The following is a 17,434-nucleotide window of genomic DNA, read 5'->3' on the forward strand; positions in this document are numbered from 1 at the left end:
TGTGAATTTACTGCTATGTCAGACTAAATTTATTTTGAAGATTTTAATTTTGGTTATAGATTCTGTACAGGAATACGGCAGCCTCGGCACGAGTAGTTGGTGCTTTTGGAGCTATTTTGCCATCTGATCCTGTAATGAGTCCTTCTTGAACCAGCGCTGCCAAGCTTGCAGCAGCATAACCAGCAATATCTGCGCGATCACTGAAGGATTCCAGTGCAGTCGTCGAGGATGTAGCCGCCAGCTTATTTACTTTTTGCAGGGCCTTGTCCGTCAAGACCATCATATCCTGTCTGGATATAGGGGCATTGGGATTAAATTTGTTGTCACCGGAGCCGCCTGCGATACCCAGTTTTTTGGCTATGCCTGCTGCTTCGTAGTAATAGCTTCCTTGCTTAACATCGGCAAAGTTGCTATCGAAGCTTGTAGTCAGTCCCAGTGTTTTCACCAATAGTGTCAGATATTCCGCCCGTGTGATCTTGGCCGCAGGGGAGAATTTAGTATCTGTTGTGCCATTGATGACTCCCTTGGAAGACAGTACCTCAATTTGTTTCTTGGCCCAAGCATATTGGCTCAAATCCTGGAAGGATTTTTCGACATAGGCTACAGCATATTGGCTAAAATGATGAGTGGTAAAGCTGACTTGTCCAGTTAACGCATCATATTTTCCTGAAGTCACCGGAGTAGCATGACCTGCTGCATCTACATATTGGATGACAATATGCTCTGGGTTTTTCAGCTCGGCTGCTGTAGGTGTATAAGGAATAGCAACAGTTGCAGCCGCATTGTTATTACTCCAAGGCAATAGCTTGCCGTTTGCTTTCAGGTTCAGCTCGACGGAAGGGCGAGTACCAATGTCGGACTTCGCTTGTACATCCAGCTTGTTTTTGCTGCCGGAGCTTAATCCCAGCGTAATATTTTGTGCTCCTGCTGCTCCAGCCGTTCCAAGCATGTTACCTGGCAGGGTTACAACTGCGATACCCGTTTTGATTTTAATGGCACGGGAAGCATCCGCTGCGGTTACAAAGCTTGCTGGCAGTGTCAGCTCATAGGATTTCGCTTGATTGGATTCAACCGTGACCTCTACGGTTTTCATTCCTTTGCCATCCGCCTGGGATGTGGCGAAGGCGTTGTTCAGGAAGTCAGAATCCATCGTTATCGTAGCTACACCTGTGCTGGTGTTCAGCTTGGTACTAAATGATTCAATCACGTTCCCTTTGGCATCCAGCACGCGGACAGACGAGGTTATGCTCGGCGTCCCGGTTGTGGAGCTGCCGCTGGAACTGCTACCAGCACCGCTACTAGCAGTACCACTGCCTGTGCTAGTATCAGGGCTAGGATCCGTATCCGTGCTGTCGTCGTCATCTTTGTTGCTGCTTGTGTCAGAAATGTTAATCATCAATATAGCATCGTTGCCCTTATCGAATTGTACTTCCAACGGAAGGTTGCCCTTCGGCTGTGTTGCCAGATACTCTTTCTTAATCGTGAGCACATCCTGGTTTACGGTGTAAGCCGCTTCTCCAATGGATGCCCCTTCCAGCTTGATATCTGTAATAGACGATGCACTGTTCCAGGTGATGGTCGTTTCTACATCTGCCTGATTGCTCGCTTTTTTGTCAAAGCTGGCTGTTTTCGGGCTAATGCTTGCATCTACCTCCACAGGATTTTGGATGGCCCGAATGGTCAATACCGCTTTGTCTCCAAAGTCAAAGAGCAACTCAACACTGACGGTGTCGCCTTCTTTCAGATTTAAGCCGGAAAGGAAGCCTTTTTTCAGCGTCAGAGTATTTCCGTTAACGGTATAATCATGACCTTGGATCAGAGCGTCCCTGTCATAAACAGCTTCTGTGACACTTCGGCTAGGACCTTGGTTCACTCCATAGACTGCTTGTGTGACGCTATGGGCTTCGTTCCAGGTAATTTCCGTGGTCACATCCGTTGGATGGCCAAGGTCAAAGTTGTGGGCTGTTGGACTGATCGTGGCCGGAATGGCCGAAATAATCACTTCACCCGACGCTAGCACCTCTATTTGCCGGATACCGGTTTTGCTTACTCCGGTTTCATCCTTCGCATCTGCATAAACGATATACTTGCCGGCCTGTGGAGTCGGCCACTGGTAGGCATTGCCTGCAGAATAAGTGTCGAGCGTTACAGTCTGCTGTGTACTTTCATTCCACGCCCGGAAGGAGTACGATTTGTTCCCGATCCCGCCAGTAGCCTCAGCACTCAAAGCAATGGTGCCTTCTGAAGCTTCATGATTGGCTTTTAAATGTACGGATAATGGCGTATACACCTTAAATGGAATGGAGTTGCTTCCGGCGTACTCTTCTGCCGCAGAACCCTGCCAACCGTAAAGGGTAAGATCTGTCGTATCATTAAACGCTCCCCAGCCGATGTTGGACACGCCTTCGCCCAAAATCGCCACTCTGAGGTTGGGGGAGCCGACAAAGGCAAAGCCTCCGAGTGTAGTATTACTGTCCAAAATGGCGACTGACTTCAAATGATTGGAGAAAGCGAAAGCCCAGTCGTTAATTTTTGTTAGGTTGCTTCCCAACACAAGTGATTCGATGCCTGTATCGGAAAAAGCAAAGCTTCCGATTTCCGTCAAGCTGTCAGGCAGTTTAACAGATTTCAGATTGCTGGTTCTGCTAAAGGCAGAAGTACCAATGGTCAGCAATCCCTCAGGAAATTGGATGTCTGTAAGGAACTGTGCCTTTTGGAAAGCATAATTACTGATTTCCTTTACGGTCGCCGGAATTTGATAAGAAGCATCCGGCTTAGCCGCAGGGTATAAAATCAAATTGGTTTTGGCTTTATCCAGCAGCACACCATCTTCACTGGCATAAAAATCATTATCTTGTGCAACATTGACACTCTTGACCATCAGTGAGCTGGCAAAAGGATTACCGCCGATGGAGGTCACGCCTTTTCCAATATTCACAATGGACAGCCGCTCGGAGTTGCCCAGTACATTGCTGCCTAGGGACTGCACTTGATCCGGGAAGGTGATTTCCACCAGACTGCTGTTATATTGGAAGGCATAGTCGCCAATTTTTTTGACTCCTTTGCCAAGATCGATACTGGTCAGCTTGAAGTTATAAGCGAATGCATACGCACCCAGCTCTTCTACCCCATCTCCCAATTTCACTTTTTCCAGCTTGTCGGAGTGGGTAAATGCCGCTTTCCCGATCGTTTTGACGCTGTCCGGAATCGTCAGGGAAAGCAAGCTGACGCTGGAATCAAAAGCCTGTTGTCCAATGCTTTGCAGGCCATCCGTAAGCGTGATGGAGCTCAAATGGGCTGCAACATGGAAGGCATAATCTTCGATTTTGGTCACGCTGTCAGGAACCGTATAGGCATCCCGGCCGTGTCCGGCGGGATAGCGGACCAAGGTCGTTTTGTCCTTGTTGAAAAGCACCCCGTCCTGACTTGAGAAGGCTGTATTGCCCACAGACACTTCGATATTTTTTAGGCTTGAGATTTCGGTGCTGTCAAAAGCCTGCTGTCCCATTTGGGTTACGTCCTTCCCGATGGAAACATTGGCCAGCTTCGCATTTTCGGCAAATGCGGCGTAGCCCAAGGTGGTTACACTGTCCGGAATGACAACAGAAGAGATCAGCGTTTCCGCAAAGCCCCTTTGCCCAATAGTGAGCAGCCCGCTGCCCAATTTGACGGAAGCGATACGACTTCCCCAGAAGGCTTCGTCCCCGATGGAAGTGACGGAGTCCGGTATTTCGACGGATCTGATCGCCGAGGAAGAGAAGGCTGCACGGCCAATGGCGTTCAGGTTACCTGGCAGCTTGATTTCTTTCAGACTGGTTGTAAGGTAAAACGCATGGTCGTCAATTTCCGTTACATTGTCCGGAATATTAATGGAAACGAGATTATTGGTTTCCCGGAAGGCTCCCTGATTAATTCGGGTTAAACCATCCGGCAGATGCATCGCTTTCAGAGCTGTGTCACGGGCAAAGGCATTATCGCCGATTTCCGTCACCGTGCTTGGCAGCGTAATTTGTTCAAGCTTGGCGAGATCGGAAAAGCTGCTTTCCCCGATCACTTCCAGTCCCTCCGATAAGGTGACAACTTTAAGCTCCTTGTTATAGGCAAATGCCGCCCTGCCGATTTTTTTCACCGAGGCTGGAATCTTCACGGACAAAATATCTTCATGGTAGGCAAAGGCTTCTTCGCCGATTTCCGTCACATGATCCGGAATGACAATGTGGCCGCCAGAGCCGTTATAGCTCGTCAAAACTCCACTCACGATAGTGAATTCGGAGTTGGAGGCTCCCTCTACCATGATTCGGCTGGTGGCGGATTTCCCCGAGGCTGTTGCTGTGATGGTTGCCGTGCCGGCCGCTTTTGCCTTCACCATTCCATTCTGATCCACACTGGCAACGGACTCATTGGAGCTGGTCCAGGTGATCGGACCGGAAACCACTTCGGGATTGGTTGTGGCTTTCAGGGGCTTGTTCGAGCCAACGGTCAGCTTCAACGCAGCCCGGTTCAGCACAATTCCCTGGCTTCCGATCGGTGTGACCGTAACCTGGCTGGAAGCGGACTTTCCATTAGTTGTGGCGGTAATCTTGACCGTTCCCGCACTTACGCCTGTAACGGCTCCCTCTGTATCTACAGTGGCTATGGCCGGATCAGAGCTTGCCCAGGTAATCGTTTTGTACGTAGCGTTAACTGGCGTAATATTCGCTGTCAGATCCTCGGTTGTACCGACGACTAAGGATAGGGCTTCCTTATCCAGCGTGATGCCCTCCGTTCCAATCGGTTCAAGAACAATACCTGCGCTACTGCTGTTGAATGCATAGTCAAACATGTCTACTTGAATCTTGTCGGTAGGAAGGCCATTATTCGTCAGCTTATCCTTCAGATCGGTGATATCCATGGTCACCGTATTGACGGATGTTCCGTCCGCCAGCTTTTCATCGGCATCCTTGATAGCCACCAGATTGGACAGGGCACCACCATTTTCTGTGGCTAATTGTAACCCGCTGGTATAGTGGTTATCCTTGATAATCATTTTTAAGAACGTCTTACCGTTTTCCTTATAAATGCTGTAATCGGCTAAGGTAGGGCCTGTTTTGTCATAGGCAAAATCAAAGGTCCAGGAATCGGTTCCCTGCCCGTTTGTACCTGCGACTACCCCGGTAACCTTAAAGGCATATATTCCTTCTGGTACCTCGTTATTATTTTGATCCAGTCCGTCAAAGGAAGGCTTATCGCTCAGAAGAGCCTCCGCCCAGCTAACGACACCGGAGCTTACATAATAAAGCGATTTAGGCACGTGCGAATAATCGAATTCCTTGACAATATTCCCGTCTCGGTCTGTAATGGTATATTTCAGGCTTTCCGCATTACGCAAAAGACCTGTTGCCACTCCCAATATTCTGTATGAATTGCCCAGACTTCTAGGCGAAATAGCGAATTTCTCCGGCATGACACCCCACTCCTGACCAAGCGCAATGGCTACTTGGTTTTGGCCCAGAAGATACCCTTGACCGGGGTACAAATTATAAGGGGAACTGCCTTTAATAGAGTATCCATCTTTGCCATATTCCGTACCATCGAAAATGCGAGGTTGTCCCCAATCTCCATAGAAGCCGACGAACGGCATGGAGAGGTTCACGCCTTTTTCCGCATCCAACATGACGAACCCGTCAATAAAGGTTCCATTTTTCGCCGCTTGGTCAAACTGTGCTTTGAGTGCATCCGACAGCGTAATTTTCACGGTAACGCTTGCTGTGCCGCGTGCAGGTACGGTTACTTTTCCGTCCGTTGCACCGCTGTATTGTACTTGGATGCCCTTTTCCGCATAGTCTGTAGACTTCTGCGCAAAGAGGCTCTTGCCATCCTTCGTCACTATTTTTTCCGATAGAGCCGCTGTATTCAGGGCATAAGTCAATGCCTCATCCGATATGCTATGAATATCAAAGGTGAAGGAATAGGCTCCTGTTTTGTTGTAGCCTAGCTCGGCTTTAGGCCGTTCATTGCCTTTTACAGTCAAATAAGCTCCTGTCGTAACTGCTTCGTGCACATTCGCCAAGCCTGCGCCTTGCTTACGTGGGGAGTAGTATTGTTGATCCTCGTCCTTGGCAGGGTGGGCAGTATTCATCAGCAGGGTGTGCACCAGCTTTTCTCGTTCGACCGCATCTGCAATATTCAATTTGTTGATGACATATTGTTTCACTACAGCTTCGGCTCCGGCAATATGAGGAGAAGCCATAGAGGTACCGCTCATCGACTCATATTGATTGCCGGGAACAGTAGAGTAAATATTTTCTCCGGGTGCAGTGATTTCGGGTTTCAGCTTTAAATCCGGTGATACGCCCCATGAAGAAAACTCCGACATCTTGTATCCATCTGGATTAGGCGCATTCGTTCTGAATTTTTCGTCCACTGCCAGCTTTTTATTATCCAGGTTCACAAGGAACTCTCCGTCTTCCTTTGTAATGGAAACGGCTGGAATGTAATAGGAGCTGATATCCATATTGGCTTTGCCAGCTTCATTGTTATAAATAACAGCAGCTACCGCGCCAGCAGCATAGGCAGCCCCGACCTTTTCTTGGAAGCTTATTTGGCCACCACGGGACAATAAGGCGATTTTTCCTTTTAAATCTCCTGCCTTCTGGACATCCTCCGCGGTCCCATAACCAGCGTATACATAGTCGTATGTACGGTTCAACGCCTGTATTTTGGGATCAGCGGCACTGGAGGTATCGTTGAAAACAATTTTTCGATCCCCTGCGAGAATATAAGGGGCGTCCGAAATACCGCTATTCACCATGCTTGCCACGGATAAGGCAGCTTCATAGGTGGAAGGAGCGGCTATGATGGAACTGTCGGGCTCATCGGCAAACGGGAGGTTGGAGCCGGACTGGTTTTGATAAGCGGAGCTGTAGCTGTTGCCGGCAGCGACCACAAGGTTGATTCCAGCGTTCGCAATCCTGCTGTACATGGCATCCTTACTTGCTTCTCCAGCTGTGGAAAAGCCCGCATTGGAGCCAAGACTCATATTGATGACATCTGCGCCCATTTTGACTGAATCGTCCAACGCAGCAATGATGTCAGCATCATTGGTAAATCCGTTGATGTCATCAAACACCTTCATGATCATCAACTGGGCATCAGGTGCAATCCCTTTTACTTTGTCACCATTGGCAGCTATAGTGCCTGCTACATGAGTGCCGTGGGCATTGTCAGAACTGGCTGAGGGAATGACATTGGTGTCCTTGTCAGCATAGTCATAGGCGAAGGGCACCTTGTCATCCATGTAGATATCATCTACATTCACTTTGCCAGCAGACATATCGATACTGTTTAGGATGTCACTGACCTTCTTACGGGTATGTTTTAGGGTCAGTGAGGGAGGCATATTCGTGGAAAAGGCTTCATGCTTCCAATCCAGACCGGTGTCGATAACAGCCACCGTCGTACCTTTTCCTGTATAGCCGGCTGTAATAGCCGCAGGAGAACCGATCATTCCTGAGCTGTTCGCCATGAGAGGCTCTATGGACTGCTTAGGCACGACCTTTTCATAGGTGTTGGCTACCCAGGCGTTTTTCACACCAGGCAATTGTCGAATTTCCTTCAACTGCTGGTAGTCTACTTTTAGCGAAATCGCATTCATAACCATGTAATAATCGTAGATGACTTCCAGTTTGGGGGCGGTCACCTTGCTTAGACCGAAAGTCTTTAAGGAAGATGAATCTTTTGTGGAGAGTGCGCGAATCTGGTTTTTTACCGATTCATGCTGGGTTGTGAGGGTACGCTCGCTGCTTCTTAGAGCATTCAGCTGATTGCCGAAAGCTTTGGGGGAAGCACTGGAAATGAGCGGAGCTCCTTGTAATTCCACAATCACGGTTACTTTCCCTGAGGGTTCGTAGGTGGCTTGTGTTACGTTGGTTTCTTCTGATGCTTCATAGGTTACTTCTGCAACGGATTTCTTGCCGATTCCGCTATGGTTTAAGCTTCCGTTTTCCAGCTTATCCTTAAAAGCAGGCTCACCTAAGCTACTTGCGCTTATACTGGCTATCTGTTCTGTGGTAGCAGGTGCAGGCACAATATTATTCTCATCTGTGGCCACCGCCGCAAAACCTGATCCTGCAGCAAACAGAGTGTTACTTACGAGTGAGGCGATGAGAAAGCCTGCAATCCATTTATTCTTCCAAACCTTTAGCAATCTTGTTCCCTCCTGAAAATATATTGGTATAGTAAAAAAAGATCCATTAGGATCCATTGATGTGCATCACCATTCACCTAAAATGATAATGATTATCATTATCAATATACTTAATAATGATAGAAATAGTCAATATCGAATTTTTAAAATTTAGAGTATTGAAGGATTCGATCGTGTTGTGGAGGTGTGATGCAGGTTGTTTTCAAGCGATTCTCGGAGTCTATGTAATCGGGAAAAGATAGGAAAGGAAAGCTGTGTCGATAGCCGCCTGGCTCAAGCGCTCAAGCGGCTTTTGGGTGCTGCTCATACCCCGGAATACGACATAAACCCGCCATCTACCGGAATCACTGTGCCCGTAACAAAGCCGGATGTCTGTTCATCCACGAGCCACAGCAGGGTGCCAAGCAGATCGTCCGGTACGCCGAAGCGGCGCATGGGGGTGTGGGCAATGATTTTATCCGCACGTTCAGTGAGGGAGCCGTCCTCGCGGGTTAGCAGACTGCGGTTTTGCTCTGTGAGAAAAAAGCCCGGTGCTATAGCGTTGACGCGAATACCCGCTTCAGCCAGATGGACAGCCAGCCATTGTGTGAAGTTGTTAATAGCAGCCTTGGCTGCGCTGTAAGCCGGAACTTTGGTCATCGGGCTGGGAGCACTCATAGAGGAAATGTTCAGCACGACTGCCCCTGAACGTCCTGTCATGCCATGTGCGAATATTTGTGTCGGAATGAGCGTTCCGATAAAATTGACGTCCAGCACCTGGCGAAAACCGGGGATGCTCAGCTCGAAAAAGGTGGTGATATCGGGCTGCGTCAGGTCCTCCAACCGGAATGTCTCGAGGGTGGTATTGGCGCTCGCATGATTCCCTCCGGCTCCGTTGATCAGAATATCACAAGCGCCGAATTGCTTGCGTACCGCCTGTTCGGCCCGCCGAACGCTATCAGCTTCGGTGACGTCACAGGCCACAGCCATCGCTTCTCCGCCTGCGGCCTGAATATCATGGACTACATGCAGGCCCTTTTCTTCCGTTCGGTTCAGAATAGCGACCTTCACGCCTTGCCTTGCCAGCTCGCGGGCCATCGCGCTGCACAGCACTCCGGCACCGCCTGTAACTACTGCTGTTTTGCCTGCCAGTGAAGGGTGTAGAGAAAGTGTGCTCATAGGGTCGACTCCTTCGTATGGACTGATCCGGTCAGCGTGGTTTCCGTCTTGGAAACAGGAGAAATGTGTCTGACCTGGTTACATGTCAATGCATCCCACAGCCCCCATAGATACATAATCCCAAGTGCGCGGTCATACAGTCCATATCCGGGTCTGCATTGCTCTCCCCACAAGTGGCGACCGTGATCCGGTCTGGCGTAGCCCGTAAAGCCAACATCGTGATACGCCTGGACAATGCCCGCAATATCGACGGTTCCATCCTGAGTTCGGTGAGATGTTTCGATAAAATCTCCGTTAGCGGATACACGCACATTGCGGATATGGGCAAACGGAATACGATTCTTGAACTCATAAATCATGGAAACGATTTCATTTTTGGGGTTGGCTCCCAGCGAGCCAGAGCATAGGGTAATCCCGTTCGCGGGACTGTCGTACAGCGCCAGCAGCCTGCGCAAATGAGCCTGGCTTGTGATGATGCGTGGCAGTCCGAATACAGACCATGGCGGATCATCGGGGTGAATAGCCATCCGAATGCCGCTGCGTTCGGCAGCGGGAATAACGGCCTCCAGAAAGTAAGCCAGATTCCGCCACAGGTCTTCCTCCGTGACGTGGGTGTACGCTTCAAACAAAGCCGTCAGATGCTCCAGTCGCTCCGGTTCCCAGCCGGGCATGGTTAACGAGCTATTTTCGTTAATTCGGCGTACCAGTTCGAACGGATCAATCCCTTCAATTCGTGACTTTTCAAAAAAAAGGGCTGTGGAGCCGTCCTCCAGTTCCTTATGCAGATCGGTGCGCAGCCAGTCGAATATGGGCATGAAATTATAGCAGACGACCTTGACGCCGTGCTGCCCGAGCTTTTCCAACGTGCGTATGTAGTTGCTGATATACAAATCGCGTGTCGGCCGTCCGAGCTTGATATCCTCATGCACATTTACACTTTCTACGACCTCATGGTGAAAACCGGCCTGTACAACCTGCTCTCGAAATGCCACAATACGCTCCAAAGGCCATTCTTCTCCGGCTGGAATATCGTGTAGCGCCCACACGATCCCTTCTACCCCCGGAATTTGTCGGATTTGTTCCAGCGTTACCGTATCGTTTCCTTCACCGAACCAACGAAATACCATGCGCATGCTTTGCACCGCTCCATTCGTCATATGATAGGTGTAACAGCAATTTCCATTTCCCGATGTTTCCACATTACCATATTGCTAGAGATAATTGGAATAGTTAACCAAAATAAAATGACGTACAAACCAAAAGGAGGAAGTAGGTTATGAAACTGCATCGAGCCATTGTAGTGGATGATGAAATATTCACTCGCAAAGGACTGCTTCAACTCATGGATTGGGAAGCCTGCGGCTTTGAGGTCGTTGGGGAGGCGGATAACGGTGAGGATGCACTTGAACTGATCGGCAGCGTTCATCCTGATCTGGTCATCACCGATATTCGTATGCCTGTGCTGGACGGATTGGAGCTGATTCGTTGTGTACTCGGACGGGGGACGGATCATCCTGCGTTTATTATCTTGAGCGGCTACAGCGATTTTGCTTATGCACAGCAGGCACTTCGCTACGGGGTTCACGATTTTATGCTCAAGCCGATTGATGAGAAGGACTTTTCGGCTACATTGCGCAGGCTGAATAAAAGGCTGCATCATGAGCAGCAGAATGCACAGCTCTATCAGAGTCGCCGTACAGGTGAGCTGTTGGAGACACTGACGATGAATGGGGAAGATGACGTCGTGGTGACGGCTTGGGAACAGCAGCTACGTCTTGGAGAAGCTGCGCATATGTACTATGTGCTCGTCGAGCTGAATGATCAGCATCCGTGGCGTCCCGATGGCAACGCTGTTCCGCTGTCGCTTTTCCAATTCAGAGAGCTTGTAGAGCAGGCACTTTATCGTTTGATCGACGGTAAGTATCCTCTCTATGTTCATGAGCACCGTAACCGGATTGGCATCATAGTGCCGGATTGCTTTTTGAAGTGCTTTGAATCCAGGGCAGATGCTTTTGTGAAAGCGCTACAACGAGAATTGGAGGAGCTGGAGTTACTGAAAAATCAGATGGGGAACCGGGTCTTTATATACGTGGGGAGCCCTGTTCAACGATTGCAAGATATCCATCGGTCCTATGAACGTGCCAAGGAAGCGGCGCTCCATAAATACATTCATGACCACAGCGGCATTGTCCTGTATCAGGAGGAGGGAATGCCAACGCTTCACTATAGGACGATCCATCAGGATGTACTGGATTGCTTGACGGAGCAGGTAGAGGAGATACGGTTGGAGGAGCTATATTCGACCGTAGATCATCTGTTTTGCAGCTTTCGTGAGCAACATTACGCCCCGGAGGCTGTAAAAATGAACTTGCATCAATGCGTAATCAGCATCGTGCGGGTCATTCAAAATATGCAGGGTGATGAACGCTCGCTTCAGACATTAGAGCCTATGATGGGCTGGCAGGATATGAACCTGTCGCTGGGTGAATTACAACGGCTGTTTACAGCTTTTGCCGAGGAAAGCAGCCGAATGATTGGGGTGTTGCGCAAGGAGCGTCAACAGGGAGGAATTCAGCACATCCGCACCTACATTGAGCAGCATGCGGCAGAGAATATTAACCTGAAAAGTATAGCAGCCCGCTTTTATATGAATCCGGTCTACCTGGGCCAATTGTTCAGAAAAACGTACGGGGTGTACTTTAACGAATTCCTGCTGCAATTGCGGGTTCAGGAGGCTAAACGGTTGCTGCGTCAGACTGATTTGCGCATTTATGAAGTTGCCGAACGCGTGGGCTTTGGCAGCCCGGATTATTTTGTCACCCAATTTGAAAAAATGGTGCAAGCCACACCAAGTGAATATCGCAACAGCCTGAATACCCGTGTGGAGCCGCAAAGGGGCAGCGAATGAGGATGCTACGCTCAACCCTTGATCATGTCCGTCTGCGGGATAAAATGCTGCTGCTGTATTTTCTCTGTGTATTTGTGCCAGTGGTGCTGACCAATCTGATTTTTTACCACGTCACCTCGCAAAATGTGAAGGAACAGCGTATGCAGGATATTTCCCGTGCGCTGGAGCAGATCAAAATTGAGTTTTACCGTGAGTTTGAAGATGCGATGGAAATCTCGTCTATCTTTTATACCGATCATCAGCTAAACGAACTATTGGAGCAAACATACCCCCATCCCGCTGAATATATTGCCGCCTATGATTCATATTTGCGTCGTATGTTAAACAATACTTACAGTCCTGTATACCATTCTGTGGGTGGAATGACGATCTACACAGATAATCCGACTCTACTGGATTCCGGGGGAATCAGCTTTATAGATGAGCGGGTTAAAAGCTTGCCCTGGTATGCCAAAATCCCGCCCGGACGGCAGTCCAAGCCTATATTTGTACGTACTGACGACGGTACGGGCGAACAACTGCATCCCTTTAGCCTGATTCGGCGGATGAACTATTTTTATTCCGAAAATGGCCACGAGAAAATACTGAAAATAGAGCTGCGAATGTCGTCCATTCAAGAGATTTTCCATAATCTGAATTTGCGGGGCAGTCTCTTTCTGCTCAACGAACGGGGGGAAATCGAATATACAACCGATCCCAGGATTGATATCAATCATAAGGTCGTGGCCTATAGCACCCTCCAGCAGCCCAAGGACACTATAGAGTTCAAGACAAATTATGTGCTGACAAGTAATCTCAATGGCTGGAGCATTGTGACTGCGGTGTCGGGCGATGAAGTGCTGTATGAAATGGAGAAATCACGCAATTTTGTGCTGCTGTTAACCTGCATGAATATGCTGCTGCCTACCTTGATCATCATCTGGATTACACGTTCGCTGAACGTGCGCATTCATCGTATTCTGAAGCATATGAAAAAGGTGAAAAATCAGCATTTTGAACTGATTCCCGGTACAGAATCGAGAGATGAAATTGGGCAGCTAACAGGTGAATTTAATCGGATGACGCTGAAAATAAAGCGACTGATTAATGATGTCTATGTGGCGGATATTCAGCGAAAAAATTTGGAGATTCTGCGCAGGCATGCCCAGCTTAATGCACTTCACAGCCAGATCAACCCGCATTTTCTGTTCAATGCGCTGGAGACGATACGTATGCGAAGCCTGATGAAGCATGAGGACGAGACAGCCCGCATTATTCATAATATGGCACGAATTTTCCGCAATTCGTTGGTGTGGAACAAGGATAGGGTCACGTTGCGGGAGGAGCTGGAGCTGATCCGTTGTTTTCTGGAAATTCAGCAATACCGCTTTGGGGAGCGGATACAGTACGAAGTGCAGGCGAGCCCCGAGGACCTGAACTATCTGCTTCCCAAAATGGTTGTGCTTACGCTGGTTGAAAATGCAAGCATTCATGGCATTGAGCCGCTGAAGCATGGGGGGCGCATTGAGATTCATTTTGAGCGTCGGGAGGAGCAGTTGATATTAACCGTGCGGGATGATGGTGTCGGTATGTCGGCGGAACAGGTGCAGCGGTTATATGGATATATGCAAAGTCAAAAGGACATGGGCGAGCGTATAGGTCTGCAAAATGTGATCTATCGTCTCAAGCTTTACTACGGAAGCCGCTTTGAGCTTGATATTCGCAGCGCACCCGGCGAGGGGACAGAGATTCGTATTTTGATTCCGGCGGATCGGGAGTCTTTTAGTTCTTCCGCTCAATGATATCCATATGGTATAATTCCCCTAACAACAGAACGGCTTAGATGGCGCGGTCGGCTAGTCTCCTGCAAAGGAGGTGATGCCTGTGGAGGTTAAAGATACGCTGACATTAATGATGATGTTCGGTACGCTAATTATTGCGTTGATCGGATTGATCGTCACGATTGTCATTGCATTGAACCAAAGCAAAAAGAAATAGACCGCTCCCCGGACAAAGGTTAGCGGTCTATTTCTGCACCTAGTTCAAAGCCACCGCCCTTATAAGCGGCTGTTGTTAAAGAGTAGGGATGTTACCGCATCCTTGCTCTTTTTTATTATAATCTTCTTTGTTTCATTTTATCACAACGTGAATCCTGTTGACAATGGAGTCAAGGGGGATTGCATTAAAAATGGACGTTGGAGCTGGATCGGCGTCTATTTTACTGTGTTGGGCCTGCTTCCTATAGTTTTCTAAGTAACACCTTTAGATTGGCGGGTGAACGAAATTCACGGCATTTTATAAAATGAAAGTGCTTACAATTTAGAGTACGCGGGATTTCCAGTGCTTGAGGTATGTCCGTACAATGTTCACACACATCCGACAAAAGAGGCTGAAAGGGGAAGTATGACATGACAAGCAAAAGGTTCGGGATCATCAGTCTGGTATTCATCATGATGGTATCTATGATCACTGCCTGCTCAGGAAGTGCGGGCAAGGAGCCTGCAACAGGAGATCCTAATGAGAAGGTCACATTCACGTATTTTAATGCCACTGCGGGGAGGGACATCCATACCAATGAAACGCGGATCGGCAAAATTCTGGAGGATCAGACAGGAGTAAACTGGAAGCTGGAGCATTTGGTGGGGGATTCCAATACGAAGATCGGTACGTTCATTGCCAGTAACGATTACCCGGACGCCATTGTGCCTGATGGCACGATTGATAAGCTGCTGGATGCCGGAGCCTTTATTCCGCTAAATGATTTGATTGATAAATATGGTCCGAATATCAAGCGTGTATACGGACCGTATTACAACCTGATGAAGGCGGAGGATGGGAATATCTATTTCCTGCCACTCAGTGCGGTGGTAGGCGATTATTTGCCCGCGCCTAACGTGGAGCAGGGAGCTTTTTGGGTACAGCGCAGGGTGTTGAAGGAGGCGGGATATCCAAAAATAAAAACGCTCGACGAGTATTTGACCCTGATTCGCAACTATGCGAAAAAGCATGCAGACGAGGGCTTGACCGGGTACTTGGCGTTAACCACACAGGATAGGTTTTATGCTCTTACGAACGCGCCGATGCATCTGGCAGGCTATCCGAACGATGGCGGCACGATGATTGATATGAAATCGCACCAGGCGACGGATTATGGGGATGAGGAAATCACGAAGCGGTATCTCAAAGAGCTGAATCAGCTCAATGCAGAGGGCCTGTTCGACAAAGCATCCTTTGTGGACAATTACGATCAATACTTGGGGAAGCTGACCTCGGGCAAGGTGCTGGGTTTCTTCGACTATCGCTGGCAGGCGGGGCAGGCTCTAAATAACCTACAGGAGGCTTCCAAGCAATCGGGCAATGATGATATGGAATATATAGGGCTACCTGTTGTATACGACCAGAATATAAAGGATCAGTACATTGACCCTTCGTCATTCGTTAATAACCGAGGTATTGGAATTACGGTTAGTGCCAAGGACCCGGTACGTATCATCAAGTTTTTTGACAATCTGCTGACCAATGAAAACCAGGTGTTATCCAACTGGGGGATCAAGGGCGAAACCTATGATGTAGATAAAAAAGGGCGCTTTTACCGGACCAAGGAGCAAATTAAGCAGACGGGTCAGGATGCGTTCCGCGAATCATTCGGGTTCAAATATTTTGAATACAGTTGGCCGCGATACGGTAGTGGTTCTACCCTGCCTGACGGCAACTCGGTTGGCCCCGGGCGGCAGCCTGAGGTTGCGCGTATGTCCTACACCGAGGGAGATAAAAAGCTGCTAAAAGCCTATGGTGTAGAGTCCTTCTCGCAAATGTTTTCTGCCCCAGACAAGCGCCCATGGTATCCGGCTTGGAGTATCCCGATTGCCCAAGGTTCACCTGCGCAGCTCTTCCAGCAAAAGAAGGGCGACCTGCAACGCAAATATTTCCCACGTTTAGTGCTATCTGCACCGGGGCAGTTTGAGGCGATTTGGAATGAGTACACTACTGAATTCAACAAGCTGGATGTGAAGGAGTATGAGGAGCTGATTACGAAGGAGGTTGTCAAAAAAATCGAAACTGCTGGTAAAAAATAAAGGAGGAAGCAGCTATGGGCAACACGGCACCTGTCACGACCTCACAGAGCCATTTGCCGCCCTCACGGCGAACTGGCTTTAGAGGATTTATGCACAAGCTGAACCAGCAGCGGGCACTGGTATGGATGTCCATCCCTTTTTTAATCTGGTTGTTTATTTTCAAATATTTGCCTATCTGGGGCTGGACGATTGCTTTTCAGGATTTTAAGCCTGCGCGTAAGCTGCTCGATCAGCAGTGGGTTGGGTTGAAGCATTTCCGTTTTCTGTTTCAGGATGAACACTTTCTGCGGGTGATGCGCAATACGCTGGCGATGAGCTTCATTAATCTGGTGCTGGGCTTTGTAACTGCCATAATATTGGCAATTTTGCTGAATGAGCTTCGTCAGATCGTATTCAAGCGAGTGGTGCAGACGATCAGCTATTTGCCGCATTTTATTTCGTGGGTCGTCGCGGCGAGCATTATCAGTACGGCGCTGTCTGCGGATGGCGGCATTGTCAATGAGGTGCTGATGTGGCTGGGGCTGATCAAGGAGCCTATCCTGTGGCTGGGCGAGGGAAGCTATTTTTGGGGCATTCTCGGTGCATCGGAAGTATGGAAAAATGTCGGCTGGAACACCATCATTTATTTGGCCGCGATGACGATGATTGATCCGTCACAGTATGAGGCGGCTGAGATGGACGGAGCCGGGCGTTTTCAGCGGATTTGGCATGTGACCTTGCCAGGATTAAAGCCTGTGTTCATCATCCTGCTCATTATGAACATCGGCAACCTGCTGGAATCGGGCTTTGAGCCGCAATATTTATTGGGTAACGGCATGAACGTGGATTACTCGGAAAATCTGGATATTTTTGTACTGAAATATGGTATTCAGATGGGTAACTTCTCGCTTTCGATTGCTGCCGGGATGTTTAAAACAGTAGTCAGCTTTATTTTACTGTTTAGTGCCAATCATATTGCGAAGCGGTTAGGGGAGGAGAGGTTGTTCTGAGAAAAAGGGAGTTATGGTGGGGTACGGACGCTTCGCGTGCAGATTGTTCTTCCGATCGCTGTTATCCCCGGATTCCTTTTTATCATAAAACATTAGAGGTTGGAATCCGGGGATAGCTTATGCTTACGATGCGAGTTTT

The 17,434-nt window shown here is 48.7% G+C and carries 8 protein-coding genes; 5 read left to right on the forward strand and 3 right to left on the reverse strand.

The window, feature by feature from the left end:
• Positions 1 to 43: 43 nt before the first annotated feature.
• The 3 genes from QD47_RS00520 to uxuA all read right to left on the reverse strand — a co-directional run bounded on the left by QD47_RS00520 (position 44) and on the right by uxuA (position 10,476).
• Positions 44 to 8,185, reverse strand: a complete 8,142-nt coding sequence (locus QD47_RS00520) for a leucine-rich repeat protein (RefSeq protein WP_044644265.1) — start codon at positions 8,183 to 8,185, stop codon at positions 44 to 46.
• A 303-nt stretch (positions 8,186 to 8,488) separates the two neighbouring features.
• Entirely contained in the window at positions 8,489 to 9,343 is an 855-nt protein-coding gene (locus QD47_RS00525; protein WP_044644266.1) for an SDR family oxidoreductase, read from the reverse strand.
• Entirely contained in the window at positions 9,340 to 10,476 is a 1,137-nt protein-coding gene (gene uxuA, locus QD47_RS00530; protein WP_082067084.1) for a mannonate dehydratase, read from the reverse strand. Before uxuA ends, QD47_RS00525 begins: the two co-directional genes overlap by 4 nt.
• Positions 10,477 to 10,619: 143 nt before the next feature.
• Between uxuA and QD47_RS00535 the strand changes: the two genes are divergently transcribed.
• From QD47_RS00535 to QD47_RS00550, 5 genes are all read left to right on the forward strand, one after another.
• Entirely contained in the window at positions 10,620 to 12,251 is a 1,632-nt protein-coding gene (locus QD47_RS00535) for a response regulator (RefSeq protein ID WP_044644267.1), read from the forward strand.
• Complete coding sequence (locus tag QD47_RS00540; protein ID WP_044644268.1) at positions 12,248 to 14,032, forward strand: sensor histidine kinase; 1,785 nt, start codon at positions 12,248 to 12,250, stop codon at positions 14,030 to 14,032. The genes QD47_RS00535 and QD47_RS00540 overlap by 4 nt, the downstream gene beginning before the upstream one ends.
• A gap of 82 nt (positions 14,033 to 14,114) precedes the next feature.
• A complete protein-coding gene (locus QD47_RS32035) occupies positions 14,115 to 14,228 on the forward strand; it encodes a putative holin-like toxin (RefSeq protein ID WP_161797149.1) in 114 nt (37 codons plus the stop codon).
• A gap of 410 nt (positions 14,229 to 14,638) precedes the next feature.
• On the forward strand, positions 14,639 to 16,306 hold the full coding sequence (locus QD47_RS00545) for an ABC transporter substrate-binding protein (RefSeq protein ID WP_044644269.1): 1,668 nt from the start codon (positions 14,639 to 14,641) through the stop codon (positions 16,304 to 16,306).
• A gap of 14 nt (positions 16,307 to 16,320) precedes the next feature.
• Complete coding sequence (locus QD47_RS00550) at positions 16,321 to 17,295, forward strand: ABC transporter permease (RefSeq protein ID WP_044644270.1); 975 nt, start codon at positions 16,321 to 16,323, stop codon at positions 17,293 to 17,295.
• The last annotated feature ends 139 nt before the right edge of the window (positions 17,296 to 17,434 follow it).

Origin of the sequence: Paenibacillus terrae (assembly GCF_000943545.1) — a bacterium.
GTDB lineage: Bacteria > Bacillota > Bacilli > Paenibacillales > Paenibacillaceae > Paenibacillus > Paenibacillus terrae_A.